At 60.2% G+C, this 21,904-nt stretch carries 21 protein-coding genes and 4 pseudogenes; 12 read left to right on the top strand and 13 right to left on the bottom strand.

Annotation, left to right across the window (positions count from 1 at the left end; translation table 11 throughout):
* Positions 1-443: 443 nt before the first annotated feature.
* On the top strand, positions 444-2,081 hold the full coding sequence (locus tag ABIE33_RS34815) for an acetolactate synthase large subunit (RefSeq protein ID WP_429133552.1): 1,638 nt from the start codon (positions 444-446) through the stop codon (positions 2,079-2,081).
* A 294-nt stretch (positions 2,082-2,375) separates the two neighbouring features.
* A complete protein-coding gene (locus tag ABIE33_RS34810; protein WP_429133550.1) occupies positions 2,376-2,621 on the top strand; it encodes a helix-turn-helix domain-containing protein in 246 nt (81 codons plus the stop codon).
* Between the two features lie 161 nt (positions 2,622-2,782).
* Here ABIE33_RS34810 and ABIE33_RS34805 read toward each other — a convergent pair whose 3' ends face one another.
* Positions 2,783-3,652, bottom strand: a complete 870-nt coding sequence (locus ABIE33_RS34805; RefSeq protein WP_429133548.1) for a LysR family transcriptional regulator — start codon at positions 3,650-3,652, stop codon at positions 2,783-2,785.
* A gap of 93 nt (positions 3,653-3,745) precedes the next feature.
* Here ABIE33_RS34805 and ABIE33_RS34800 point away from each other — a divergent pair, with 93 nt between their 5' ends.
* On the top strand, positions 3,746-4,159 hold the full coding sequence (locus tag ABIE33_RS34800; protein ID WP_429133546.1) for a VOC family protein: 414 nt from the start codon (positions 3,746-3,748) through the stop codon (positions 4,157-4,159).
* Positions 4,160-4,173: 14 nt separating this feature from the next.
* Positions 4,174-5,118, top strand: a complete 945-nt coding sequence (locus tag ABIE33_RS34795) for a 2-hydroxyacid dehydrogenase (protein WP_429133544.1) — start codon at positions 4,174-4,176, stop codon at positions 5,116-5,118.
* Positions 5,119-5,153: 35 nt separating this feature from the next.
* Here the strand turns inward: ABIE33_RS34795 and ABIE33_RS34790 are convergent, their stop codons facing one another.
* The 3 genes and pseudogenes from ABIE33_RS34790 to ABIE33_RS34780 all read right to left on the bottom strand — a co-directional run bounded on the left by ABIE33_RS34790 (position 5,154) and on the right by ABIE33_RS34780 (position 6,690).
* Positions 5,154-5,375 carry a hypothetical protein gene (locus ABIE33_RS34790; protein WP_429133543.1) on the bottom strand — a complete coding sequence of 74 codons (222 nt, stop codon included), beginning with the start codon at positions 5,373-5,375 and terminating at the stop codon, positions 5,154-5,156.
* 29 nt (positions 5,376-5,404) lie between these two features.
* Positions 5,405-5,449 (bottom strand): annotated as a pseudogene (locus ABIE33_RS34785) (hypothetical protein); the annotation flags it as partial.
* Between the two features lie 272 nt (positions 5,450-5,721).
* A complete protein-coding gene (locus ABIE33_RS34780; RefSeq protein ID WP_429133541.1) occupies positions 5,722-6,690 on the bottom strand; it encodes an MBL fold metallo-hydrolase in 969 nt (322 codons plus the stop codon).
* 331 nt (positions 6,691-7,021) lie between these two features.
* Between ABIE33_RS34780 and ABIE33_RS34775 the strand changes: the two are divergent.
* Positions 7,022-7,226, top strand: a pseudogene (locus ABIE33_RS34775) (helix-turn-helix domain-containing protein).
* Positions 7,227-7,335: 109 nt separating this feature from the next.
* Here the strand turns inward: ABIE33_RS34775 and ABIE33_RS34770 are convergent.
* The 5 genes and pseudogenes from ABIE33_RS34770 to ABIE33_RS34750 all read right to left on the bottom strand — a co-directional run bounded on the left by ABIE33_RS34770 (position 7,336) and on the right by ABIE33_RS34750 (position 12,040).
* The gene (locus ABIE33_RS34770; protein WP_429133539.1) at positions 7,336-7,812 is read right to left on the bottom strand and encodes an SRPBCC family protein; all 477 of its coding nucleotides are present in this window, start codon (positions 7,810-7,812) and stop codon (positions 7,336-7,338) included.
* Complete coding sequence (locus ABIE33_RS34765; protein ID WP_429133537.1) at positions 7,812-8,156, bottom strand: ArsR/SmtB family transcription factor; 345 nt, start codon at positions 8,154-8,156, stop codon at positions 7,812-7,814. The genes ABIE33_RS34770 and ABIE33_RS34765 overlap by 1 nt, the downstream gene beginning before the upstream one ends.
* Positions 8,153-8,839, bottom strand: a complete 687-nt coding sequence (locus tag ABIE33_RS34760; RefSeq protein ID WP_429133535.1) for a glutathione S-transferase family protein — start codon at positions 8,837-8,839, stop codon at positions 8,153-8,155. The genes ABIE33_RS34765 and ABIE33_RS34760 overlap by 4 nt, the downstream gene beginning before the upstream one ends.
* Before the next feature lie 431 nt (positions 8,840-9,270).
* Positions 9,271-9,632 (bottom strand): annotated as a pseudogene (locus ABIE33_RS34755) (response regulator).
* A gap of 941 nt (positions 9,633-10,573) precedes the next feature.
* On the bottom strand, positions 10,574-12,040 hold the full coding sequence (locus tag ABIE33_RS34750; protein ID WP_429133533.1) for a cyclic nucleotide-binding domain-containing protein: 1,467 nt from the start codon (positions 12,038-12,040) through the stop codon (positions 10,574-10,576).
* 419 nt (positions 12,041-12,459) lie between these two features.
* On the opposite strand from ABIE33_RS34750, the gene ABIE33_RS34745 reads away from it, so the two are divergent.
* Positions 12,460-13,095 carry a response regulator transcription factor gene (locus ABIE33_RS34745; protein WP_429133531.1) on the top strand — a complete coding sequence of 212 codons (636 nt, stop codon included), beginning with the start codon at positions 12,460-12,462 and terminating at the stop codon, positions 13,093-13,095.
* Positions 13,096-13,278: 183 nt separating this feature from the next.
* Here ABIE33_RS34745 and ABIE33_RS34740 read toward each other — a convergent pair.
* Positions 13,279-13,462 (bottom strand): annotated as a pseudogene (locus ABIE33_RS34740) (winged helix-turn-helix domain-containing protein); the annotation flags it as partial.
* A 311-nt stretch (positions 13,463-13,773) separates the two neighbouring features.
* On the opposite strand from ABIE33_RS34740, the gene ABIE33_RS34735 reads away from it, so the two are divergent.
* From ABIE33_RS34735 to ABIE33_RS34720, 4 genes are all read left to right on the top strand, one after another.
* The gene (locus tag ABIE33_RS34735) at positions 13,774-14,601 is read left to right on the top strand and encodes a transporter substrate-binding domain-containing protein (protein ID WP_429133529.1); all 828 of its coding nucleotides are present in this window, start codon (positions 13,774-13,776) and stop codon (positions 14,599-14,601) included.
* A gap of 64 nt (positions 14,602-14,665) precedes the next feature.
* Positions 14,666-15,946, top strand: coding sequence for an NAD(P)/FAD-dependent oxidoreductase (locus ABIE33_RS34730; protein ID WP_429133527.1), 1,281 nt, complete (start codon positions 14,666-14,668; stop codon positions 15,944-15,946).
* A 22-nt stretch (positions 15,947-15,968) separates the two neighbouring features.
* Complete coding sequence (locus tag ABIE33_RS34725; protein ID WP_429133526.1) at positions 15,969-16,940, top strand: amino acid ABC transporter permease; 972 nt, start codon at positions 15,969-15,971, stop codon at positions 16,938-16,940.
* A complete protein-coding gene (locus ABIE33_RS34720; RefSeq protein ID WP_429133524.1) occupies positions 16,930-17,124 on the top strand; it encodes a hypothetical protein in 195 nt (64 codons plus the stop codon). Before ABIE33_RS34725 ends, ABIE33_RS34720 begins: the two co-directional genes overlap by 11 nt.
* A gap of 286 nt (positions 17,125-17,410) precedes the next feature.
* On the opposite strand, the gene ABIE33_RS34715 is transcribed toward ABIE33_RS34720, so the two are convergent.
* Both ABIE33_RS34715 and ABIE33_RS34710 read right to left on the bottom strand, forming a co-directional pair.
* The gene (locus tag ABIE33_RS34715) at positions 17,411-18,223 is read right to left on the bottom strand and encodes a PfkB family carbohydrate kinase (RefSeq protein ID WP_429133554.1); all 813 of its coding nucleotides are present in this window, start codon (positions 18,221-18,223) and stop codon (positions 17,411-17,413) included.
* Positions 18,224-18,306: 83 nt separating this feature from the next.
* Entirely contained in the window at positions 18,307-19,320 is a 1,014-nt protein-coding gene (locus ABIE33_RS34710; RefSeq protein ID WP_429133523.1) for an SIS domain-containing protein, read from the bottom strand.
* Positions 19,321-19,539: 219 nt separating this feature from the next.
* On the opposite strand from ABIE33_RS34710, the gene ABIE33_RS34705 reads away from it, so the two are divergent.
* Positions 19,540-20,271 (top strand): GntR family transcriptional regulator, encoded by a 732-nt coding sequence (locus ABIE33_RS34705; RefSeq protein WP_429133521.1) that lies wholly within the window; start codon positions 19,540-19,542, stop codon positions 20,269-20,271.
* A gap of 53 nt (positions 20,272-20,324) precedes the next feature.
* On the opposite strand, the gene ABIE33_RS34700 is transcribed toward ABIE33_RS34705, so the two are convergent.
* Positions 20,325-21,251: a DUF6929 family protein gene (locus tag ABIE33_RS34700; protein WP_429133519.1), complete on the bottom strand. Its 927-nt coding sequence runs from the start codon at positions 21,249-21,251 to the stop codon at positions 20,325-20,327.
* 121 nt (positions 21,252-21,372) lie between these two features.
* Between ABIE33_RS34700 and ABIE33_RS34695 the strand changes: the two genes are divergently transcribed.
* Positions 21,373-21,747, top strand: coding sequence for a VOC family protein (locus tag ABIE33_RS34695; protein WP_429133517.1), 375 nt, complete (start codon positions 21,373-21,375; stop codon positions 21,745-21,747).
* Positions 21,748-21,904 lie beyond the last annotated feature (157 nt).

Here is a 21,904-nt window from a genome sequence, read left to right as displayed (position 1 = left end):
CAGCGCCGCCGCCCTCGTCAGTGATCGGGCTTATAGACCCCACTCCCCGAACACGTCAACAGACAATTGCAAAAATAAACCAAGATCGAACAACGTCCTGAAAAGATTGGGGAAATTCAGACGGGAGTTATCAACAGGGCGAGATGGGCGAATGCACCCGGGCGAAAATGCCGGACTTCCGGGGTTTTCGCCGCGACAGGACCAAAATGGCCAGCCGCTGGTGCAAAGCCAACAGCATCCAGACCCTATGACGAACAGTCTCCCGGTTGGCCGGGCGCGCTGGCGACTGCCGCCAAGGCTCAAACACAACGCGAAATGCGGTTGCGTCTGCAATCGAGGACGATACTGTTCGATGGCGGCGATCCCGGTCCCCTGCCTCATGCAATCACCGGACCGCTCCATGAACGACACATATTGCGATGCTCGCTGAAAGGGTTCGAAAGATGATGAAGGGTTCCGACGTTCTGGTTGCTGCATTGGAGAACGAAGGGGTCGATTGCATCTTCGGCGTGCCCGGAGAGGAAAACCTGCATGTGGTGGAGTCGCTGCGCAAATCCCGCATCAAGCTGGTTTTGACCCGGCACGAACAGGCGGCCGCCTTCATGGCCGCGACCCATGGGCGCCTGACCGGCAAGCCGGGTGTCTGCATAGCCACGCTCGGTCCCGGCGCCCTCAATTTTTCGACGGGTGCCGCCTATGCCAATCTCGGCGCCATGCCGATGATCCTGATCACGGGGCAGAAGCCGATCAAGACGGCGCGTCAAGCTCGCTTCCAGATCGTCGATGTCGTTGCCTCCATGAAGCCGCTGACCAAGATGACGCGGCAGATCGTTAGCGTCGGCGCTATTCCGGCCGCCGTCCGCGATGCATTCCGTGTCGCCATGGAGGAACGGCCGGGCGCCGTGCATCTGGAACTGCCGGAGGACGTCGCCGGCGAAACCATCGAAGAGGCGCCGATCATTCCCGTTCACCCGCTAGACCGGCCGGTCGCGCCTGCTGCAGCCATCGACCGGGCGGTCGAGATCATCCTCGCCGCCAAGCGGCCGCTGATCATGATCGGTGCGGCCGGCAGCCGGCCCCGGCTCGTCGATGCGCTGTCGTCCTTTGTTCGTCGTATGCGCATCCCCTTCTTCAACACCCAGATGGGCAAGGGCGCAGTCAACGGTGGCTCCAACCTCTATGTCGGCACGGCCGCCCTTTCCGAGCGCGACTATGTGCATGACGCCATCGATCAGGCGGACCTGATCATTTCCGTCGGCCACGACACGGTCGAAAAGCCGCCCTTCCTGATGCGCAGCGAAGGCGGGCCGAAGGTTCTGCACATCGGCTACAGCTCGGCCAATGTCGAGCAGGTCTATCATCCCGACGCGGAAGTGATCGGCGACATCGGCACGACTGTGACGGCACTCGCCGATCGGCTCGGCGGTAAGCTCGATCCGGAAACGCCGCTGCTCGGCCTGCGCCAGACCATCCTCGACAAGCTCAGCGAAGGCGCCGACGAAGGCCGGTTTCCGGTCACGCCGCAACGTATCGTCCATGACGTGCGCAAGGTGATGCCGGAAGACGGTGTGGTCTGCCTCGACAACGGCATGTACAAGATCTGGTTTGCCCGGCACTACCGCACCCACGTCGCCAACACGCTGTTGCTCGACAATGCGCTGGCCACCATGGGTGCCGGCCTGCCCTCGGCGATGATGGCGGCGATGCTCTATCCCGAGCGCCGCGTCATGGCGGTATGCGGCGACGGCGGCTTCATGATGAACTCCCAGGAGATGGAGACGGCGGTTCGCCTCGGCCTCAATCTGGTCGTCGTCATCCTGAACGACAGCGCCTATGGCATGATCCGCTGGAAGCAGGCCGTCGATGATTTTCCGGATTTCGGCCTGACTTTCGGCAATCCGGATTTCGTGCGCTACGCGGAGGCCTATGGTGCGAAGGGCTCTCGGGTCACGAGCGCGGACATGCTGGTGCCGACGCTGGAGGCTGCCTTTGCCGGCGGCGGCGTGCATCTCGTCGATGTCCCGATCGACTATTCCGAAAATACGCGCGTGCTGGTTGATGAGCTGCGGACGCGCCCTTAAAACCTGCTTTCTTCAACCGAGGAACCCGGGCGCCAGCGGCTTGCCTTTAATCAGGGCGGCCGGCCCTGTAGGCAGGTATCCATAGGACCGCCTCCCACCGTCTCACCATCCATCCGAGTGCTGCTGATCGAGACGGCTCCACGGCCGCGATTGGCAACAGGCCTTGCGCTGCCATCTTTTGGACTTATATTGCACTGCACACTCGGCGCCCGTTTCTGGCCCGAGTTTTTCATGGCTGCACGCCGCCTTCACGCGAAAAGCCTCGCTGTTCGCGCACAACCGAAGGACCACTTCATGACTGTTTCGATAAACAATTTTGATGCCACCATCGCGGGCGCTTCGGCCCATGTCGATATCGGCGAGGCCGTCAGACGCTCCCGCCAGGCCATCGGCTACAGTGTCGACGAACTTGCGCTCACCTGCGGGCTGACCGACGCCGAAATTACCAACATCGAGCTTGGCGTCGACACCGATCCGGGCAAGCTCCGGCGGATCGCCGCCGCACTTCAGTTGCCCGTAACCACCTTCCTGCTCTCCTAGAGAGTTTACGGTCTAGGTAGAGTTGCCGAAGCACTCTATCTCTTTGTTTCCAAGCATTTCCTAACGGAAAACCGCTTCGTTTTTTTTGGAAATGCTCTAAGCCCAATGGGCGTCGCGTCCACACCAGACGCGATGCCCACCAGTCGCCTCGCCGACGCCCCTCAGCCCGCAAAGTCCTGCGATAGAATCTCCTTCAATAGCGCAAGCGGCGTCGGGCGACTTGGCACGCTCTGATGCAGGAAGACGATTCTCCGCTCATAGCTGGCTGCATCAGGAATCTCAGCCAGATGAAAACCATCCCGTCGCAGGCCCTGCCAGGCGGGGACGACGGAGTTTCCCATTCCGTTGGCAACGAGCATCGCGATGGTTTCCAGCGCGTCCATGTCGCAACGAATGTCCGGATCAAGCCCGGCATCGGCGAGATATTGCGAGGACAGCCGCCCGCCCCAGGATCCCGGATCGTAGCGGATGAACGGCGCCTGCCGGATCCGCTCGGCGATATCGTCAGGTTCCGTCGCATCCCTGCTGATGAACACAAGCGGTTCGCAACGAATGACATGCGCCTTCAATCTCTTTGGCAGCGCGAATGGCGGTTCGACCAGCACCGCGGCATCGAGCTCGCCCACGAGTAGCTGTTCGTAGAGCTGCAACGACGAACCAGGCCGCAGCATCAGCTTCAGGCTCGGCGCCCGACGGGAGAGAGCGTCCAGAACCTCGGGGAAAATGCCCGTCAGCGCCGTCGAGACCGCCCCGATTTTCAACTCTGCGGCAAGCCCGCCGCCGGCGACGTCATATTTCAGATTTTCCGCTTCCTGGATCAGCAGGCGCGCCCGCGGCAGCAGCGAAAGACAGGCCTCCGTCGGCTGTGCAGAATGCGCACCGCGGGCGAGCAGAACGCATCCGAAGGCACGTTCGAGCGATTGAATGCGCTGGCTGACGGCGGCGGGCGTCAACTTCTCACGCCGTGCGGCCGCTGCGATGGACCCCGTTTCCACCGTGGCAACCAGGCTCTGCAGGAAGCGAATATCCACTAGAAACCCTTATTCTCAGAGAAAGAATAACATAGTTTTTCTTAGCCTCTCAAGACGATATCCCTGTGTCAACCGAACACACAGGAGTTATAGATGAAGTCGCTTTTCCACCTCGCCTATCACGTCAAGGATCTCGACGACGCCCGCAGGTTTTACGGCGAAGTGCTGGGCTGCGAGGAAGGACGCAGCACGGATACCTGGGTCGATTTCGATTTCTTCGGCCACCAACTGTCGCTGCATCTGGGCCAACCTTTCGAGGTCACGCGGACTGGCAAAGTGGGCGACCATCTCGTGCTGATGCCGCATATGGGTGTGGTCCTGCGCCTTGGCGATTGGTTCGCGCTGGCCGAGCGACTGGAAAAAAAGGGAGTGCGCTTCGATATTCCGCCGGTCGTACGTTTCGAAGGCGAACCCGGCGAGCAGCGCACGATGTTCTTCCTCGATCCGAGCGGCAATCCCATCGAGGTCAAGGGGTTTGCCGATTTCGATAGCCTGTTTGCACGCTGACACAGGAGCCGGATGTGAAGAAGCCGATCGCTTTGGTGACGCGCATCGACCGCGCCGACCAACGGGCCTGGGCAAATATCCTGGCCGGGCTTTTGCCGGAGAGTGAGATCGTGCCCTTCCACGAGATGAACGATGCGCAGCGCGACGCCGCCGAAATCGCCATCGTTGCCAATCCCGATCCTGGGCACGTGGCGGCCCTGCCCAGTCTCAAGTGGATACACAGTCTTTGGGCAGGCGTGGAGCGGCTGGTGGCCGAACTCGGCCAGGCAGCGCCCCCGATCGTCAGGCTTGAAGACCCCGAACTGGCTCGGGTCATGGCGGAAGCGATCCTGGCCTGGACCTATTATCTTCACCGCGACATGCCCACCTATCGCCGGCAGCAGGAGGCGGCAATCTGGCGGCAGCACCCATATCGTCGGCCAGGCGATCTCACCGTCGGAATCCTGGGCATGGGGCTTCTCGGCAGGGCGGCGGCTGAGCAACTGACGGCGGCCGGATTCCGGGTTACCGGCTGGGCACGGTCGCCACAGCAGATAGACGGCGTCGACATGGTCAGCGCCGAGAGCGGCCTCGATCGGCTTTTGCGCACAAGCGACATCATCGTCAGCCTGTTGCCGCTGACATCAGAGACCCGTGGCCTGCTCGATGCCCGTCGCTTCTCATCCATGAAAGCCGGCACGCGCCTCATTAATTTTTCCCGCGGGCCGATCATCGTCGACACCGACCTAATTGCGGCCCTGGACACTGGGCATATCGCGCATGCGGTGCTCGATGTGTTCGATACCGAGCCTTTGCCGGCCTCGTCCCCTTTTTGGCAGCATGGCAATGTGACAGTGTTACCGCATATTTCCGCGCCGACCGACAGGAACACGGCCGCCGCGATCGTCGCTGATAATATCAAACGGTATTATGCGACCGGTGTCCTGCCCGCAGCCATCGATATCAAACGCGGATATTAGACGGCTCAGCCACCATGGGCGTACACCGGAAAACGCTAGCCGCGCCCTACCGTCTCCAGCCCGGCCGTCAGCGCGCTGTCATCTCCATGCTCCAGGCCGAAGAGGACATCCAGCAGCGGGAATGCGCTGCGATAGAAACGTATCCTCCCCTGCATGGTATCGATCCCGGGATAGTGCGGGCGAATGAGCGCAAGGAAATCCTCGCCGAGGCCGGCGGAAAGGCTGGCCAGATCATGGGCGGCTCGCCCATCGCGCATCCCGCGAAGTCAATAACGCCGGAGACCTGTCCGTTTTCGGCGAGAACGTTTCCCGTGCCGAAGTCACCATGAATGATCGCCGCGGTGAGCCGTCAGCAGATGAAGCGAACGATCCAATGAAACCGGGCAATGGTCGCTGATTGCGGCCGAAAAGCAAACCGGCGTGGGGACACCCTACATACCGCTATGGCGTGCCGCTTGAAATGCCAGACCGATCCCGAGCAGAGCTCCCTACCCCTCATGCTGTCGGAGCACAAGCCGGTGCGGTGCGGGCGCGAGATGCTCGCGATCGATCAGTTGTTCAAACGCATGCGGTTGTTTCGTTCGGCCCTAACTCAACAGGCGGTCAGTAGTCCCAGAAGATCGGCACCCAACGGAAGTGGTCGCCATCGGCGGCCACATGGCCGACGGACGGGAACGGCAGATGCGTAGCCACCAGCAACGATTTGGTCGCCGCCAGCTCCGTGAAAAGACCGGTCCGAACGCGGGCCGCCTCCTCGGGGTCGTGTTCGAAACCATTGTACCAGTCGGGGTGGTCGAACCCGACCGCGAATACGGCGTCGCCGGCGAACATCAGCCGGTTGCCGCCGGACGCCACGCGGACGACACAGTGCCCCGGGGTGTGGCCGCCGGTGCGAGTAGCGACCACTCCCGGCGCGACCTCGTGCTTCTCATCGAACAGCCGCAGATGGCTGCTGTACTCTTTCATGAACCGGTTGGCGGTCGCCCGAAGCGCGTCCGGGAACCCCGGCGGCATGGAGACGTGGGAGAAATCGGGCGCCTCCCAGAACTTGACCTCGGCGGCCGCCACGTGGATCCGCAGGTCCGGACGCAGTTGCTCCTTCACCCCGTCGACGAGCAGCCCGCCAATATGGTCCATGTGAAGGTGGGTCAGCACTATGTCGGTCACGGAGGCAAGATCGATGCCCGCGGCCTCCAGTCGCTTGATCAACTGCCCGGCACGCGGCAGGTTCAAGTCCGGGTCCAACCCTAGCCCGGCGTCGATAAGTATGGTCTGTGCGCCGCTACGCACCACGACCACGTTCAGCGCCCAGTCGAAAGCGTCCTGCGGAAGGAACATGTCGTTCAGCCAAGCCGCCCGCACCGCCGGGTCAGCGTTGTGTCCCAACATCTTGGTTGGAAGCGGTAGCACCCCATCGCTGACCACCAGCACTTCAATCTCGCCGATCTGCACCGCGTAGCGCGACGGAACCAATTCTTCGGGTCTCGTTCTACCGGGGTGTGAGGTGTTGTCCAAGCTCATGCTTGTCTCCTGCTGGCCAATCGTACGGGGCTTTGTTTCTGTCTGCGACATGATGCGCTCCTGTTTTGCTTCTTCGAGGCGTGTCGGTCACGAACCACGTCGCGAACTTTATTTTGAAGCGTGTTGGCAGACGAGCTACACCTAAGTTGGGGGGCAGCCTGTGCTCTCAGTCGACCGCCGCGAAAAGTTGCTGATGAAGAGGCCGCTATGAAGGAGTAGACGCTATCGACCGCCGAACAGTGCCCCGCAGGTCGATGGGCGATCGCCTTTTGCGTAGATTGCAAAGGCCTACTCAATCACCTCGTCGGCGGGTGAAGACCCATCTTGGACAAGGTGGGCGGTCATGGCCAAAACACTTGGAACGGCGAGACGCTAGGCGTTAATCGCGCTGCTGATTGAAAAGCGTGAGGCTGCGGGCCTAACACAAACGGAACTCGGTACCAAAATGGACGAATATCAATCGTTCGTCGCCCGCCTTGAAAGCGGCCAAGGGCGAGTTGACGTCGTAGAACGTCTTGAAATTGGCAGCAATCCTTGGGTTCAATCCGCGCGAGGCACTGGATCTGCTTTCCACTCTGGAGAACTGATATCCAAACGCCTACGCCGTCGTTCCCTTTTAGCCGCTACGCAATTTCGAACCACGGAACATGAGCATCGGCATGGATGGAAGACCGCATTGCGCACCAGGAGCGAACACTATGACGCCGCGTCGGACTCCGTATCCGCAGACATGATTTCGCGCAGTCGATCAAAGCCCACGCCAGTGCCGTTCTCGCGAATGTCGCCATCTTTCGGGTCGGAAAATACCGCCTGCTCCGTGAATGTCATTGTTGTCCTGCCCGGGGCACCGGCGAACTCGACTGTTACCAATGAAGAAGAGATGTTCTCACCGTCTTTGCGCATGGCGTAGGCATAGACAATGCGCTGCCGTGGGGCGATTTCGAGGAAGTGAGCGAGCATGGTCAGCACGGTCCCGTCGGGCATGCGCCAAATCAAACGCTCGCCACCGTCCACCCGAAAATCAAAGCTGTCCTCAATGATCTGCCAATCGGGATGACATGCGCTCCAGCGCCGCTTCAATTGGTGGTCCGACCAGAATCGGAAGGCGTGAGCCGGGCTGCCGGGCAGTTCCCGTTCGATGACGAAGGTTCGGTGGTCGACGCTCACACCCATTAGTGATCCCTCTCCTCAGGCACTTCGGCCATGACGGCTGCCAGTCGGTCAAAGGCGGCGTTCATTTCTGCCTGCCGCTGTTCGATCCAGCGATTGATAGTTTTGAATGCATCTGGTCGCATACGATAGGTGCGAACCCTGCCGATCTTCTCGGACATCACGATACCGCTCTCTTCGAGCACACGCAGGTGTTTGAGGACCGCCGGCAACTGTACGTCGGTTGGGGCAGCAAGCTCCTTTACAGACGATGGTCTCTTGGCAAGTTGCTCGATAAAGCCTCGGCGGTACGGGTCCGCCAAGGCCTGAAACAAGTGATTGAAATCCTCTGGATGCCGGTCGATCATTCAGCCGCCTCTAGGAAGCGCTTCGGCATGGCCTCTTGATAGGGGAAGAATTTGAAGTAGGGCTGTGCCTCGGCGATGACTCGTTCGATAGATGGACGCTGCAACAACCGGTCCAAATATGCCGCGAGCTGCTCCTGATCGTCCCGGAAAGGGTGAACGATTGAGGCGAAGAACAGTGCTGGCAGTGCCGAGCAATCAGCCATGGTGAAGTCGTCGCCTGCGGCCCACTTCTTCCCGTGTAACTGCCCTTCGATCATTTGATATGCGATTTCGATGGCCGCATGTGCCTCGGCGACGCCATGTGGATCATTGGCACCCTCTGGCCGGATGCGGTCGGTGACGATCTTCTGCATCGGTACGCTAACATGCAGGTCGCAAAACCGATCCCACAGGCGCACCTCTAAAAGCTGCCCGGCATCGGTCGGCAGCAGTTGAACCGGGCCGGGATAATGCTGCTGCAAATATTCGATAATTATGCTGGTCTCCGGCACGACCCGCCCGGTCGCACTATCGTGCAGCACCGGGACTTTGCCCACCGGCCAGCGGTCAACATGCGAGGCGGCCGAGACCGGATCGGAGAAATCGACGATCCGGGCGTCGAAAGGTGTGTCGTTCTCATAAAGGCCGATGAGGACCTTATGGCAGAACGACGCGAGCGGATGGATGTAAAGCGTTAGCGACATGGCGACCCCTTAGTTTCCAATCAAGGAAACCATATCCCCAAAGCAGTCGCCAAGCAATAATAGTTTCCGATGCAGGAAACTTTCTTGGAGTGCACATCAGACCCAAAGCGGTCGCTTCCATCGATAAACGTGCAGGCCGGCTCGGCGTGACTGCGGACCTGGACCGATGCTCCCGGCACCTGCTGGCTTACTGCCACTGCTGCTGATAGCCCTCGAAAAAAGAGCGGCCGATGTCTGGTAATCGACTGACCATGCGATTGCCGGTAGCTCAGCCTCCGCGGGAATTAGGAACAGGTTACCGTTAGAGCCGCATGGCAGCCAACCTCAGCTTGGGACAAGTTGAGGTTGGTTAAACCAGCGTCACCACAATAGTACAATCGGTCAACCCAGGGGCTCGGGGTTGAGCATCAGCCATCGATCAAGTTCGCACGTTATCGAACCAATGCGTCTCTGACCGCCGTAAGAAGAACGCGAGTGTCGAACGGCTTGCGGAAAAGACCCCTGGTCGAGGTCCCGCTTGCTTGCCTTCAATGTCGTGGCGACCTGTCATCAGGAATACCGGCATTTCCGGCCGCGCGGAATTGACCGCATTGCATCGCTGAAAGCCATCCATACCTGGCATTCCAATATCGGTAATAAGGGCGTCCAAATCGGACAGACCGCTGAGAAGCAATGACGCCGCAGACTGGAACCCACGGGCCGAATAGCCAGCTGCCTCCAGCAGATCCTCAAGTGCTTCGAGCACAACTGGATCGTCGTCGACGACAGCCACGACGGGCCTGTGTTTGCTCACCTGTTGTTCTCCATCAAGCACCAGGGACGGACGGTCCGATACGCCGAGTCCCGTCACTTAAGCCGAGAGCACGCAGACTTCACCGCCGCGATCGCTAGCTTTATCACTACGGTCACCGCTTTCCACTTCTCGACAGGCAATCGTAAGGGCAACGTCGAGCTTTGTGATTGGTTTCCTTTTTAAGCAGAGTCGTTGCCGGCGCAACGCGACTATTGATCGGCAGCCATTCCCTTATCCCTTGTCGTAAAGAATGGCTGGAAAGACTTCTCGGGAGATTGAATGCCCCCGCGCCTGAATCAAATCAACCTAAGGCGCCGTTGTCAGCCATTGGACCAAACCCTCAACGTCGTGGCCGCGGTGCCGACGGCCGCTCGCTGCCTGCACTGAGACTGCCGACATACTCTGCGCGACCCGCACAAGTTAGCCGATGAGATCACCAGTACGTCAGGGCGTGCCGACCTACGGCCTCTAGCGGACCCGGCAAGGCGAGCGAATGATATTATCTGTAATTCGCGGCAGGACGCATATCGACCTAGCAATGCGATCAGCCGTCTCTCTTCCGCTTCATTGATGCCTGCTTGCCTGCAATACTCCGACACGTCCAACACAGGTCGCGCTTCCACACGAGAGAAAGATCTGACCTCATTCGGCGACATCGAGCGTACCCCGTGTGCATTTTGCTAAGCGTCGGGTCCTTGACGGGATGGTAGCGCACCACGGAGGACACGAAGTGTCTCAATGCTAAGGCCTGGCGAGTGGAGCCGAAACTATACAGAAGTTTGTCAGGCTCCCGCGCAAGCTCGGGCGCGTCGAGTGAAAACTCGCCCCCATCCTTGCCCTCGAGACCGCGTTCTATCGAGCCGCCCTCGACGGCCATAGTCCGTTAAGACATGCCTACCGCCGATCGCCGGGAAACTCGCGACCCAGTGGATACAGAGCTTCTACCCGTTGGATATCGACCAAAAGGCAGGCCCTTTCGCAATTTGCCGCACGCGAGCGTCAGCGCCTGCATGTTCGCCGGACATGGGCTTGTTAAGCCGTGATGCGAGATCCTCTGCGAGTTCTGGGCGAGATCCGATGATGCTGTCCAGCGCCTCCTTTCCGATGACGTACACGGAGACCCCAGTCACCGCCTCGAAAGTGCCGCCCTCCGGGGTGCCTGTAAGCAGGCCGTACTCTCCGAAGAAGTCGCCAGGAGAAAGCCGTGCAACATTCTTCCCGTTTCGCCGCCTGCAAACAACACCCGATTGTATGATCATTAAGCTTGAAAACGTTTCACTCTCTGCAGCGATTATGGTGCCTGCAGGAAACTGACGTGTGCTCGCTTGACTGACAACCGCATTGCGCTCGCTGGGGGACAATGCAGCGAAAACAGGCATGGCCTGTAGCAGTTCCCTCGGAGATAGCATCGTCGGCGCCAGGTGGTCGTCGAAGAGAGATTCCGTGCCGATCATGTAAGAGCCGGCCGGCATAGCGAGCGCTACGCCATTTGCCTTGCAATGACGAAAGACCACATCGATGACCTCGTTACATGCTGCTATGCGTTCTCCCGGGCCTGAGACATAGAAGAGCAGCTCGACGTCTATCCCGATAGCATCCATCTTCTTGAGCGACACAGTCGGTGGCACCTCTTTGGAGATCAAGTTGCAGTTGTCGAGAGCCAGACGCAGGACCTCCATCAACGTGCCCGGCGGCAGCGTTGGAGCGATCCTTATTGGCAGTTTGATCTGGTGTGTTTCCGTCGGGCGGCTGAAATTCGTCAGGCCGAGCTTTGCGAGCACACTATTCGGAAGCACGATAAGATTGTTGGCCGATGTGAGGATGCAGGTCGCCCGCCAATTGCTTGCAACAACTCTGCCTTCCGTGCCGTCTGCCAGTAAAATCCACTCCCCTAGAACATAAGGACGTCCAATCGTCAGGGCGATGCCCGAAAAGACATCCGACAGCGTATTCTGCAGGGCAAGACCGAGAATGATCGCGACAACGCCGGACGTCGCAAGAAGCGTACCAATCGGAACGCCGAAGACGAAGGCCATGATTGAAAGGGCGGTACTGAGGTAGACGACCGCGATCAGGAGGTCCTGAATAAGACGCGCTTCCCTGGGACGCTTGTCCAGGACAATGTAGATTCGCGTAAAGCCAATCACTGCCCAGGCCAGGTGTGTCCACCACAGGACCTTCGCGCAATCGACGAGAAACCGCGTGGACGCTTCCTGGTGGATCCTCTCAAACCGGAAAGGTGCAACCTGCGCTGCAACGAGGGTTGCCGTCATCGCGGCGAAAAAGATGATCTGAACGACAAGCCGCGCATTGGGACGCCCCCGTCCCTGCAGGTGCCATACTATGATGCCAGCCAGTCCGAGCAGGTTCAGCACTACGAGCGGCAGTGAAGGAAGGTTCGTCGCCATGAGGTGCTCCGAGTAACGGTTTTGCCGGCATCGCGCGAAAGATGAGAGACTCGCGTCAGCGCGGCCGCACAAAACGACGGGAGCCACTGTGTCGTGCTGTAGCCCAGGCACGTGAACGCAGGAACCCAAACGAAGGTTCAGCTTGCTGCGGCAGCTAGGGTGTGAATTCGGCTCCCACTGCTGGATGTTTCCTTAAATCGTATTCGATTTAAGGAAACATCCAGTAATTCAAAGTGCTACAGCGACCTTTGCGCGTCTAATAAGACGCGCGGCGCTGTAGGGACCGAACTCACCGATCCTGATCCTCTCGATAGGCAAGTCGCACGAGGCAAACGTTGGTTTTATAGCCAGCGAAGTTACTTTCGGTAAAATCGCGATCCAGGAAGCGTTGGAGGCTTGACCACCAAGGGAGCGATGCGGTGCCGGAACATTCAAAAACCGTTGAGCCAGCCACCAACATCGCGGTGGTGCATATTATCGACGATGATGAACAGCTTCGTTTGTCGTTGCTCGAGCTTTTCGAAGCCGTCGGAATGCCTGCCGAAGCCTTCGTCGATACCACCGATTTCAACCATAGGGGCGACCCTCAGGCTGTCTGTTGCCTTTTGCTCGATGTGAAGCTGCCGGGCGTAAGCGGCATCGAATTTCAAAGGAAGCTGTCGGAGGCCGGCTTCGATGTGCCAATCGTTTTCATGACTGGAGACGGAGACGTCACGACGAGCGTCTCCGCCATGAAAGCGGGAGCCATCGATTTTCTTTTGAAGCCATTCCAAGCAGATGACCGCCTTAGCGCGGTCAACACCGCGATCGAGGAAGGCAAAAAAAAGCGTGAAATCGCTTCCAGGCGAAGACACGTTCGCGAATGTGCGGCAAGTCTCACACCACGCGAAAGGCAAGTTATGAAGCTTGTGACAGATGGTTTTATGAATAAGCAAGTCGCCTATGAACTGGGGATCAGCGAAATCACGGTCAAGCTTCATCGCGGAAGCGCCATGAGAAAGATGCAAGCCCGGTCCTTAAGTGACCTCGTGAGAAAATCCGAACTGCTTCAGTGAACCCTGTGTTTCCAGGTCGCGAGCGACCAACTTGTCGCTCTTCTGTACCAACGCGGAACTAGGCCTGGATTTCACCGCGATGCCATCGATCGCTTTTTGGCCACGGGTGGTTGCAAAAAGAGGCACCCAAGAGCACCAGCTAAAAGGCGGCGGGCGGTGTCAGCGAGATCGCAACCCAAATTCCTACCGCCGGTGCCGGATCCGGCAAGCGACTGTCACGTCGGCGTCAAAGAGGTATCCGGCTCCGCTGCGTCTTTATCAGCATCGGGTCAATCTTGCGCCTCAGTCGCAAGATGAGGACGTCGACGCTACGATCAAATATCTCTTCACCATTCAGCCTGGTTTCGGCCAACAGTCGCTCGCGCGTCGGGTCAAGGACGCGCTCGATGCATCGGCGATCCTGAATCTCGGAAAGGTGTGGCGCGCGGGCCCGCCAGGCTGGCCTCCCTTAAAATGTGGGAAGGCGGCCGCTACGCGCAAAGCCAATCTCCGCGACGATTTCAAATGCTCCTGCTCTAAGATTGCCATTCATAACGGAAACATATGATTTTATCTTATTCTTTCATGGTTTCATCCCCTCGACGGCCTTGACTCCAGAATACGAGCACTGACACATTCAGTTGTCAGACATCTTACATAAAAGGGGATCGTGGCTGACGGATCGAGTAGGAGGATCATGTGAGGAAGCTCTTTGTACGATTGGCCGTAGGCGCAGCATTTGTCGCCTCGGCCGTCTCTGCCCATGCCGGGCAGACGCTTGACCGCGTCATGGAAAAGAAGGCGATGATCGTCGCCACCAACAGCGGCTGGCCGCCCCAGAGTTATCTGGACGACAGCAACGAGATGGTCGGCTTCGATATCGACGTCTCCCGCGAAATCGCCAAGCGCCTCGGCGTCGAGGTGAGCTTCGAGACGCCGGACTGGGCAACGCTGACCGGCGGCCGTTGGCAGGGACGCTACGATCTCGGCGTCGGTTCCGTAACACCGACCAAAGCGCGCGCGCAGGTCATCGATTTCGTCGGCATCTACTACTACAGCCCCTATGTCTATGTCGTGCACAAGGACAGCGAGGCGAAGTCCGTGACCGACCTCAACGGCAAGGTCATCGGCGTCGAGACCGCGACGACGTCCGAAGACTTCATCAATCGCCGGCTGGAAATCGACGCGCCGGGCCTGCCGCCGATTGAATACAAACTGGAGCCGGGCGAAGTGCGAACCTTTGCCGATTCCATGTTGCCCTTCGACGATCTTCGTCTTGGCAGCGGCGTGCGCCTCGATGCAGTGATCGCGCCTGAGCAGACGGCCCTCAACGCCATCAAAAATGGCTATCCGCTCCGCAGCCTGGAAGGTGAATATGCCTTTCGCGAGCCGCTCGTCGTGATCGCCGAGAAGGTCGATCCGGACTGGACAGCAAAGGTCGGCAGCATCATCGAGGAGATGAAGAAGGACGGCACTCTCAGCACGCTAACCACCAAGTGGTACGGCAAGGACTACAGCACCGACTGACGAGCATGGCGGCGTGGGTCGATCTGGCCCGCGCCGCAACACGCATCTGGGGGAGCCGCACATCATGACCTATCCTGATACCTACTATAAACGCACCATGGTGGATCAGACAACGCGTCCTGCGCTGTCGGGCTCGCACGATTGCGACGTCGTGATCGTCGGCGGGGGCCTCGCCGGGCTGTCGGCTGCCCTGCAACTGGCGCGAGCCGGCAAAAGCGTCGCTGTTCTGGAAGCAGAAAGCGTGGGTTACGGCGCATCCGGCCGAAACGGCGGCTTCGTCAGCCCGGGCTATGCAACGGACGGCGACGAAATCGCGCGTGTCACCGGCGAAGAAGCAGCCCGCAGCCTTCATCTGCTGTCGATCGAAGGCATGGAGTTCATCCGTGAAAACATCCGTGCCCTTGCGATCGATGACGCGCAGCCGCAGCCCGGCCTGATGAGCGTGCTGCGCTACGACGATGCTGCAAGCCTCAAGGCCTATGCGCAAGACACCAGCCGGCGCTACGGCTACGAACTCGAATTCATGGATCGCGACGCGGTCCGCGCGGTCCTCAAGTCGGACCGCTATTTCCAGGCATTGCGCAACCGCAATGCGTTCCACATGCACCCGCTGAACTATCTGCGCGCCATCGCCCGCGAGATCGAACGTCTTGGCGGCCGCATCTGCGAAAGGTCCGCGGTAAAATCCGTGGACCTGGCAGGCGCACAGAAGCGGGTGAAAACAGCAGGCGGAGGCGTGACGGCCCGCGATGTCGTCTTCACGACAGGTGGTTACACCGGATCGCTCAACGGAAAGCTGAAGCGCTCCTTCCTGCCGATCGCGACCTACGTCATGGTCAGCGAGGATGCGCCGGATCTTATCGCATCGGCGATCGCAACGAAGGACGCCGTCGCCGACAACCGCCGTGCGGGCGACTACTACCGCGTGATCGATGGCGGCCGGCGCCTGTTGTGGGGCGGTCGCATAACCACTCGCGCAGCTTCGACGGATGCGCTCGTGCGCGAGCTGCGCGCCGAAATGGTCGGCACCTATCCGCAACTCGCCGGGTTGAAGACCGAAACCGCCTGGTCCGGCCTCATGTCCTACGCTCGCCATCTGATGCCCCAGATCGGTCGCATGAGCCCCGGCGTGTGGTATTGCACGGCCTTCGGCGGGCATGGCCTCAACACGACGGCGATCGGCGGCAAGGTCATCGCCGAGGGCATTCTCGGTGAGACCGAACGCTACAAGCTCTATGAACCGTTCGGCCTCGTTTGGGCGGGCGGGCTTGCCGGGCTTGCCGTCGCCCAGCTCACTTATTGGAAGCTCCAGGCACAGGATTGGTGGCGCGAGCGCGCCGCCTGAAATACGGGGAAAGGTCTGAACCATGATCGGTCGATTGATACTCATCTATCCCGAAGCCTCGCGCCGTGCCGGCGCGCTGCTGATCCTCACCCTGGTGGTCCTTGCGCTCTACATGCTTGGCGTCAGCTCTGCCTGGATCGGCCATGTCCTGCCCGCCACGGCAGGTTGGCTTGGCGAAAACCCGACCATGGGCCGGCTGGTTTCGTCTCTCCTGATCGCGCTCATCGTTGCCGCCAACTGGAAGGCGTTGCGCCAGCTCTCACGGCGACAGCAGGTGGTCGGCGTCTGGCTTGAGCTCTTCGTGCTTCTGATGCTCTTCTTCTACTCGTTCGACCTGTCCTTCGCCTTCATCGCCAAGAAGATCGGTTTTCTCATTTCACAGGGTGTGGTGACGACGCTCTACATTTCCGCGATCTCCATCGTGATCGCGACGGTCATCGCGTTGGCCGGTGCAATCGCCAAGTTGTCCAGCAATGGTGTCATCTACGGCCTCGCCACCTTCTACACCTCGCTGTTTCGCGGCCTGCCGCTTCTGATGCAGATCTACATCATCTATCTCGGCCTGCCGCAGGTCGGCTATGTGATCGGCGCCGTGCCTGCCGGCATCCTGGCCCTATCGCTGTGCTACGGCGCCTACATGACGGAAATCTTTCGCGCCGGCATCCAGAGCATTTCACGCGGCCAGACGGAAGGCGCCACCGCACTCGGGCTCAGCCCCAACCAGACACTGGCGCTCGTGATCCTGCCGCAGGCGATGCGGGTCATCATTCCGCCGACCGGAAACCAGTTCATCGCCATGCTGAAGGACTCCTCCCTCGTCTCCGTCGTCGGCGTCTGGGAAATCATGTACCTCGCCCGTACCCAGGGCCAGACCGAGTTCCGCCACATCGAGATGCTGATCACCGCATCGATGATCTATTGGATCCTGTCGATCGGGCTGGAATACACCCAGTCTCGCATCGAGGAACGCTTCGGCCGCTTCAATGCCCGTTGACGTGCCCGCCACGGCCCGCGGCGGCGCGTCGATCGTGCCGTCGAACGGCCATGGCGCCCTTCTCGCTGTTGTCGCCTTCGCGATCTTCTCAGCCACCGATGCCACCATGAAGGTCATGGCATCGGGGCTGCCGGCACCACAACTGACGTTCGTTGCAGCGCAACCGCGCTCATTGCACTGTTGATCCAGTCTTTCGCAACCGGCCGAAGCGGGCGGCTGATACCGCGCCAGTCCGGTCTCGCCCTCTGGCAGCGCTGTTGCTTGGTCACGGCTGATCCACCTGCGCCAAACTACCGTTGGCGGAGGCCCACCTGCCTTTCTCGCGCCGATCCTCGTTGCAGTCCGCAGTTTCGTGTTTCTCCGCGAACGGATTTCGGCGGTCGGCTGTGCGGGCGCAACTGCACGTGCTCGCCTGGCCCGGAATCATCATGCTTTCGAGTTTGCTCGTTGTGAAATAGCCGCCGGGCCCGTCAAAGCGACTGCAACAGCTGCGGAAAGCCGCCGACATGCATGCATGTCAGAGCAGCCCGGTCGCGCCCGGCTGCAAGGCAATCAGGGAGTGGCAGACCCGCAATACGGGCTGCGAGAAAGCCGGCAATGAAGCTGTCGCCGGCACCGGTCGTGTCGACCACCTCGACCGGCCGGATGCCGATCGAAACAGTTTGTCTTCCATCGCCGACCATAGCCCCCTTGCTGCCCCGCGTAACAACGGCGAGCGGCACGCCGCATTCCAGCAGGCGGCGCAGCAAGCCTTCCGCCATCGCGTCGTCGTCGCCGGCGGAGGCGAAGGCGATCGTCAAGCCCTCGGTTCCAAGATTGACCGGATCGGCATTGACGGACACATCCTGTGACACACTGATACCGGCATCGGCGAGCGTGCGGCGCAGAACACCCCCATCGTCCATCCAGCCGATATGCACATGATCCATGGTCTTCAGGACGGCAATCTCGTCCGCGTCCGGCTCGTAGCCGGCGCAGACGCCGAAATCCTCGAAGGTGAAGACGCGGTCGCCGGAGGGAAGCACGTCAATCTCGGTATAGGCGGTGACGCCGAAACGTTCCCGCATATGCGTTACGTCGACACCGTTGTCAGCCAGGAGATGCCGCATTCGCCAGCCGGCCGGATCCGGACCGACGGCGCCGAAATAGTACGAGACGTGGCCGAGCCGGGCGAGCTGTACCGCAACGTTGACAGCGTTGCCGCCAACAAGCGATTGCGAAAGCGGCGGCTGGAAGCGGTCTATGCAATTGTCGCCGGCGGCGGCGAAGCGGAAGGTTTTCATGCGCATCTCGGGATAGGACGCCAAAGCCGCGAACGCGATGATGCGCATTCGCAGCTCCGGATTATCGCGTCAAGCAGCAAATATCAGTAGGCGACGCGCTTGTAGTAGCGCCTTGTCGTCAGCGGGTGGTTGCGCAGGACTTCGAGATGGGCGCTGATGCGCTCCAGCACAGTCGCCAGCAGCACCGGCGACACGAGCGCTCGCACATCGGCCGAAACGCCGGGCAGTGCGAACTCGGCGGTGTCGAGAACGGTCAGCTTGTCCGTGTAGCCCGGCGCAAAGTTCTGGACGCGGTCGGCAAGCGGGCGCGCAGAATCCTCGCCCTTGAAGAGAATGACGCTGACGCCCTTTTCGACGAGTTCGAGCGTGCCATGGAAAAAATCGGAAGCGTGCACGGGACGGGTGCGGATCCACTGCATCTCCTCGAGGATGCACATGCCGTAGTAGAACGCTTCCGGCCAGACGTTCCCGGCACCGGTAATGATGTGATAGTCCGAGCCGGCGAGGATCTTGGCCAAGGCCTCCGCCTTCGGCTCATAGGCCCGCTTCACCTCCAGCAGCAGCGCCGGCATGCGGGAGAGCTGGCTGACGATCTCGGCGTGGTTTTCGATCTCGCCACGATGGTTCAGGATCGCGAGCGCGATGAACAGCGACTGCAGATAGAAGGATTCGCAGGACGTGTCGTCCTCGGCGAAGTTGACGAAGACGTGGTCTGCGCCCTTGCCGAGCGGCGTCTCCTCGTGGCCGACCAGGGTCACAACTGTCGCGCCGATTTCCTTCAGTGTGGCGAGAAGGGCTACACTTTCCTTCGTCGTGCCGGAAAGCGACGGCATGACGACGATCGACTTGTCCGTCAGGTGGGCCGAGCCTGTGAGCACCAGTTCCGCCGGCATGTCGATGAAGGCAGGAAAGCGCGAGCGCCGTTGCAGCAACTGAGCCGCGGGCTGCATCAGGATCGCCGCGCCGCCGGTGCCGAGGAAGAAGATGTTCTCTGCGCCCGCCGAAAGACAGGATACGATCACTGTTTCCAGGCGGCTCTGCAGCGCGACTGCGCCGGACTGGATACGGAGGAATCTCTGTTCGTCAAAATTCAGCATGGTTCTGCTCTCGGTGTTTGCAGGAAGCGACGGCTCTTTAGTTGTAAGACAACTGACATCTAGTGAAATGCCTGTCAAGACGGCTTTCCGCGATTTGTGGAAATGCCGCCGTGAAGCGAAGCGGACGGCCTACAGGCCGGGGTTTCGTACACTTGACCGCCAAGGATTTGTCAGACAAGAACGGTCGGACGATCAACAACGACGACATGAGGCATTGACGTGCAGGAGCCCCTTCGCGACTCGCGCACCCTGGCCATTCAGCTTCGGGACCGGATTGCCGATCTCATCCGGTTGGAGGGATTGAAACCGGGCGACAAGCTGCCGACAGAAGCGCAACTCACGCAGCGCTTCAAGATTTCCCGCCCGGCGCTGCGCGAAGCCCTGAAGCTGCTCGAACAGGACGACGTGATCTATGTCGAGCACGGCCGCGGCCGCTTCGTTTCTGCGCTCTCCGCCGTGCAGGTCGATCGCCCGATCACGGTCTTCGAGAGCGTCACTGACATGGCACGCCACTACGGTTATACGACCATCAACAAGGTGCTGTCGATTTCCGAGGAAACACCCGACACGCGCGTCGCCGACAGCTTGCATCTCTCGCCCGCCAGCCGCGTGATCCGCATCGAGCGCATCCGCCTGCATGATGACGAGCCGATCCTCTACTGCATCGACTACGTTCCGCGCAGCATCATCCCGGCGAAGCTCTACGACCTCGACTGGAGCGGATCGCTGATGGACCTGCTCGAGGAATACGGCAGCCGCCCGCGCATGTCCGCCGCCAGCGTATCCTCCGTCATGCTTCCCGATGACGTCATCGAGCGCCATGACCTCAGGGATTTCGGGCCAGCCCTGCTCATCACCGAAACCTGCTTCAACGCAGCCGGCGTCCCGGTGAACTACGCGATCGACTATCACCGCGGCAGCCATTTCTCCTTTAGCCTGACGCGCAAGTAGGCACAGGACAAGAATGACGAGAATATGCTGGTGAGGGCGCTGGCCCCAATATATTAGAGATCAGGAATATTCATGGTGCTGGAAAGAAGTACCGCAGGTATATCGGGGTTGTCCGCGTCAGTGACGAGTAGAAGATCCAGACGATTTCCATCCAATCGAGCGTCGATGCCCTCGATCTTGTATGGGCGATCAAATCGGTGCAACGAACGCAGGTCGCCATTGTTGTCAGCTATCCCAATAAGAGCGCCGATGCAGGGTCCATCGCGGAATGCATCTTCGGTATCTTCTGCAACGGCACTGAAAACCATGTCGCCATTAGGCAGAGCCGCTGCGTCCGTGAAGGAGAAAGGAACACCGTGGATGGAACCCAGGTCCAGCCGGCTGATAGCGGATGGCTTGATGGCGCCGATGCGCTCGCTCTGCAACGCATCCAGGACCGTCGAAAGCTGGAACCGTATGATCGCGTTGCCGGCTTGCCCCTTGTTCCCGCGCTGAAACAGGCGCAGCTCATCGGAAACGACGACCACGCCTTCGATGTTGACCTCGGAAAATTCCTCGTTGAGCGGAACAAGGATGGGGGAAAGATCCAGGCTCCGCGGCGACCCGCAGATGACGCCATGGGGGTCAAGTCCAAGTAGAACGCCCCTGCGGCGGTTGGGCCTGGACCCTGAGCCAAAAGCCAAGAGCGCGCCATGAGGAAAATCCCGGAAAGCGGGAAGGAATGCAAGCGCTTCGAGATCGGGTTTTTGCCGCTTACGGGCAGCCTTGGAACCCGGCAACACACCATCAAACACGCGGATCAGATGCCCCGGCTTGCGGTCCGCAACGGAAAACACGCCTAGGTGAAGCTCATCGTCGGCAACAACGTACATGATCGAATTGAGACACACGAGCCCGCTCGCAGCGCTGAGATGCAAAGGCCGAATGCCGGCGGCAGCCGCTGAGATATTGAGCTCGCGTAATTTCGTGAGAACGATCATCCCTGTCTTCTAAAGAACATGCGTGTTCTTGTGAATACAATTGGCCAGGTTAAGGTGCGCGGCAGGGTGCAGGTCCCGGTTGCCTCTCCGTCAGGCAGTCCCACACACTTCAGGAGAACTCATGTTTGACCACGTCAAATTCGGAGTTAGCGACTATGCAGCGAGCAAAGTGTTCTTCCTCAAGGCGCTCGAACCGCTCGGCGTAGCTGTCGTCTCGGAGGGACCGCCGACATACGGTGTCGAGCTTAGCCCAAAGGGTAAGGCTTCATTGTGCCTGTACCAAACCGCGGAGAAGCCGGCGCATCTTCACTTGGCGTTCACGGCCGACAATCGCCAGCAAGTCGAAGCTTTCTATCGCGCGGCTCTGGAGGCCGGTGGCAAAGACAATGGTGCGCCTGGTCTGCGCCCCCACTACCACGCGAACTACTATGCAGCTTTCGTCATTGGTCCGGACGGGCACAACATCGAAGTGGTTTGCCACGAACCCGGGGCATAAGCCTTCCATCGAGGGGGGGGGGGGGGGGGGGGGGGGGGGGCGGGGGGGGGGGGCGCGGGGGGGGGGGGGGGGGGCGGGCGGCCGCGGGGGGGGGGGGGGGGGGCGGGCGCGCGCCGCGGCGACCGCCCCCCCCCCCCCCCCCCCGCGGCCCCGCCCG

Origin of the sequence: Ensifer sp. 4252 (assembly GCF_050434565.1) — a bacterium.
Taxonomy (GTDB): domain Bacteria; phylum Pseudomonadota; class Alphaproteobacteria; order Rhizobiales; family Rhizobiaceae; genus Ensifer.
Note: the sequence above shows the minus strand (reverse complement) of the source record. Positions and strands in the feature narration are given on the sequence as shown.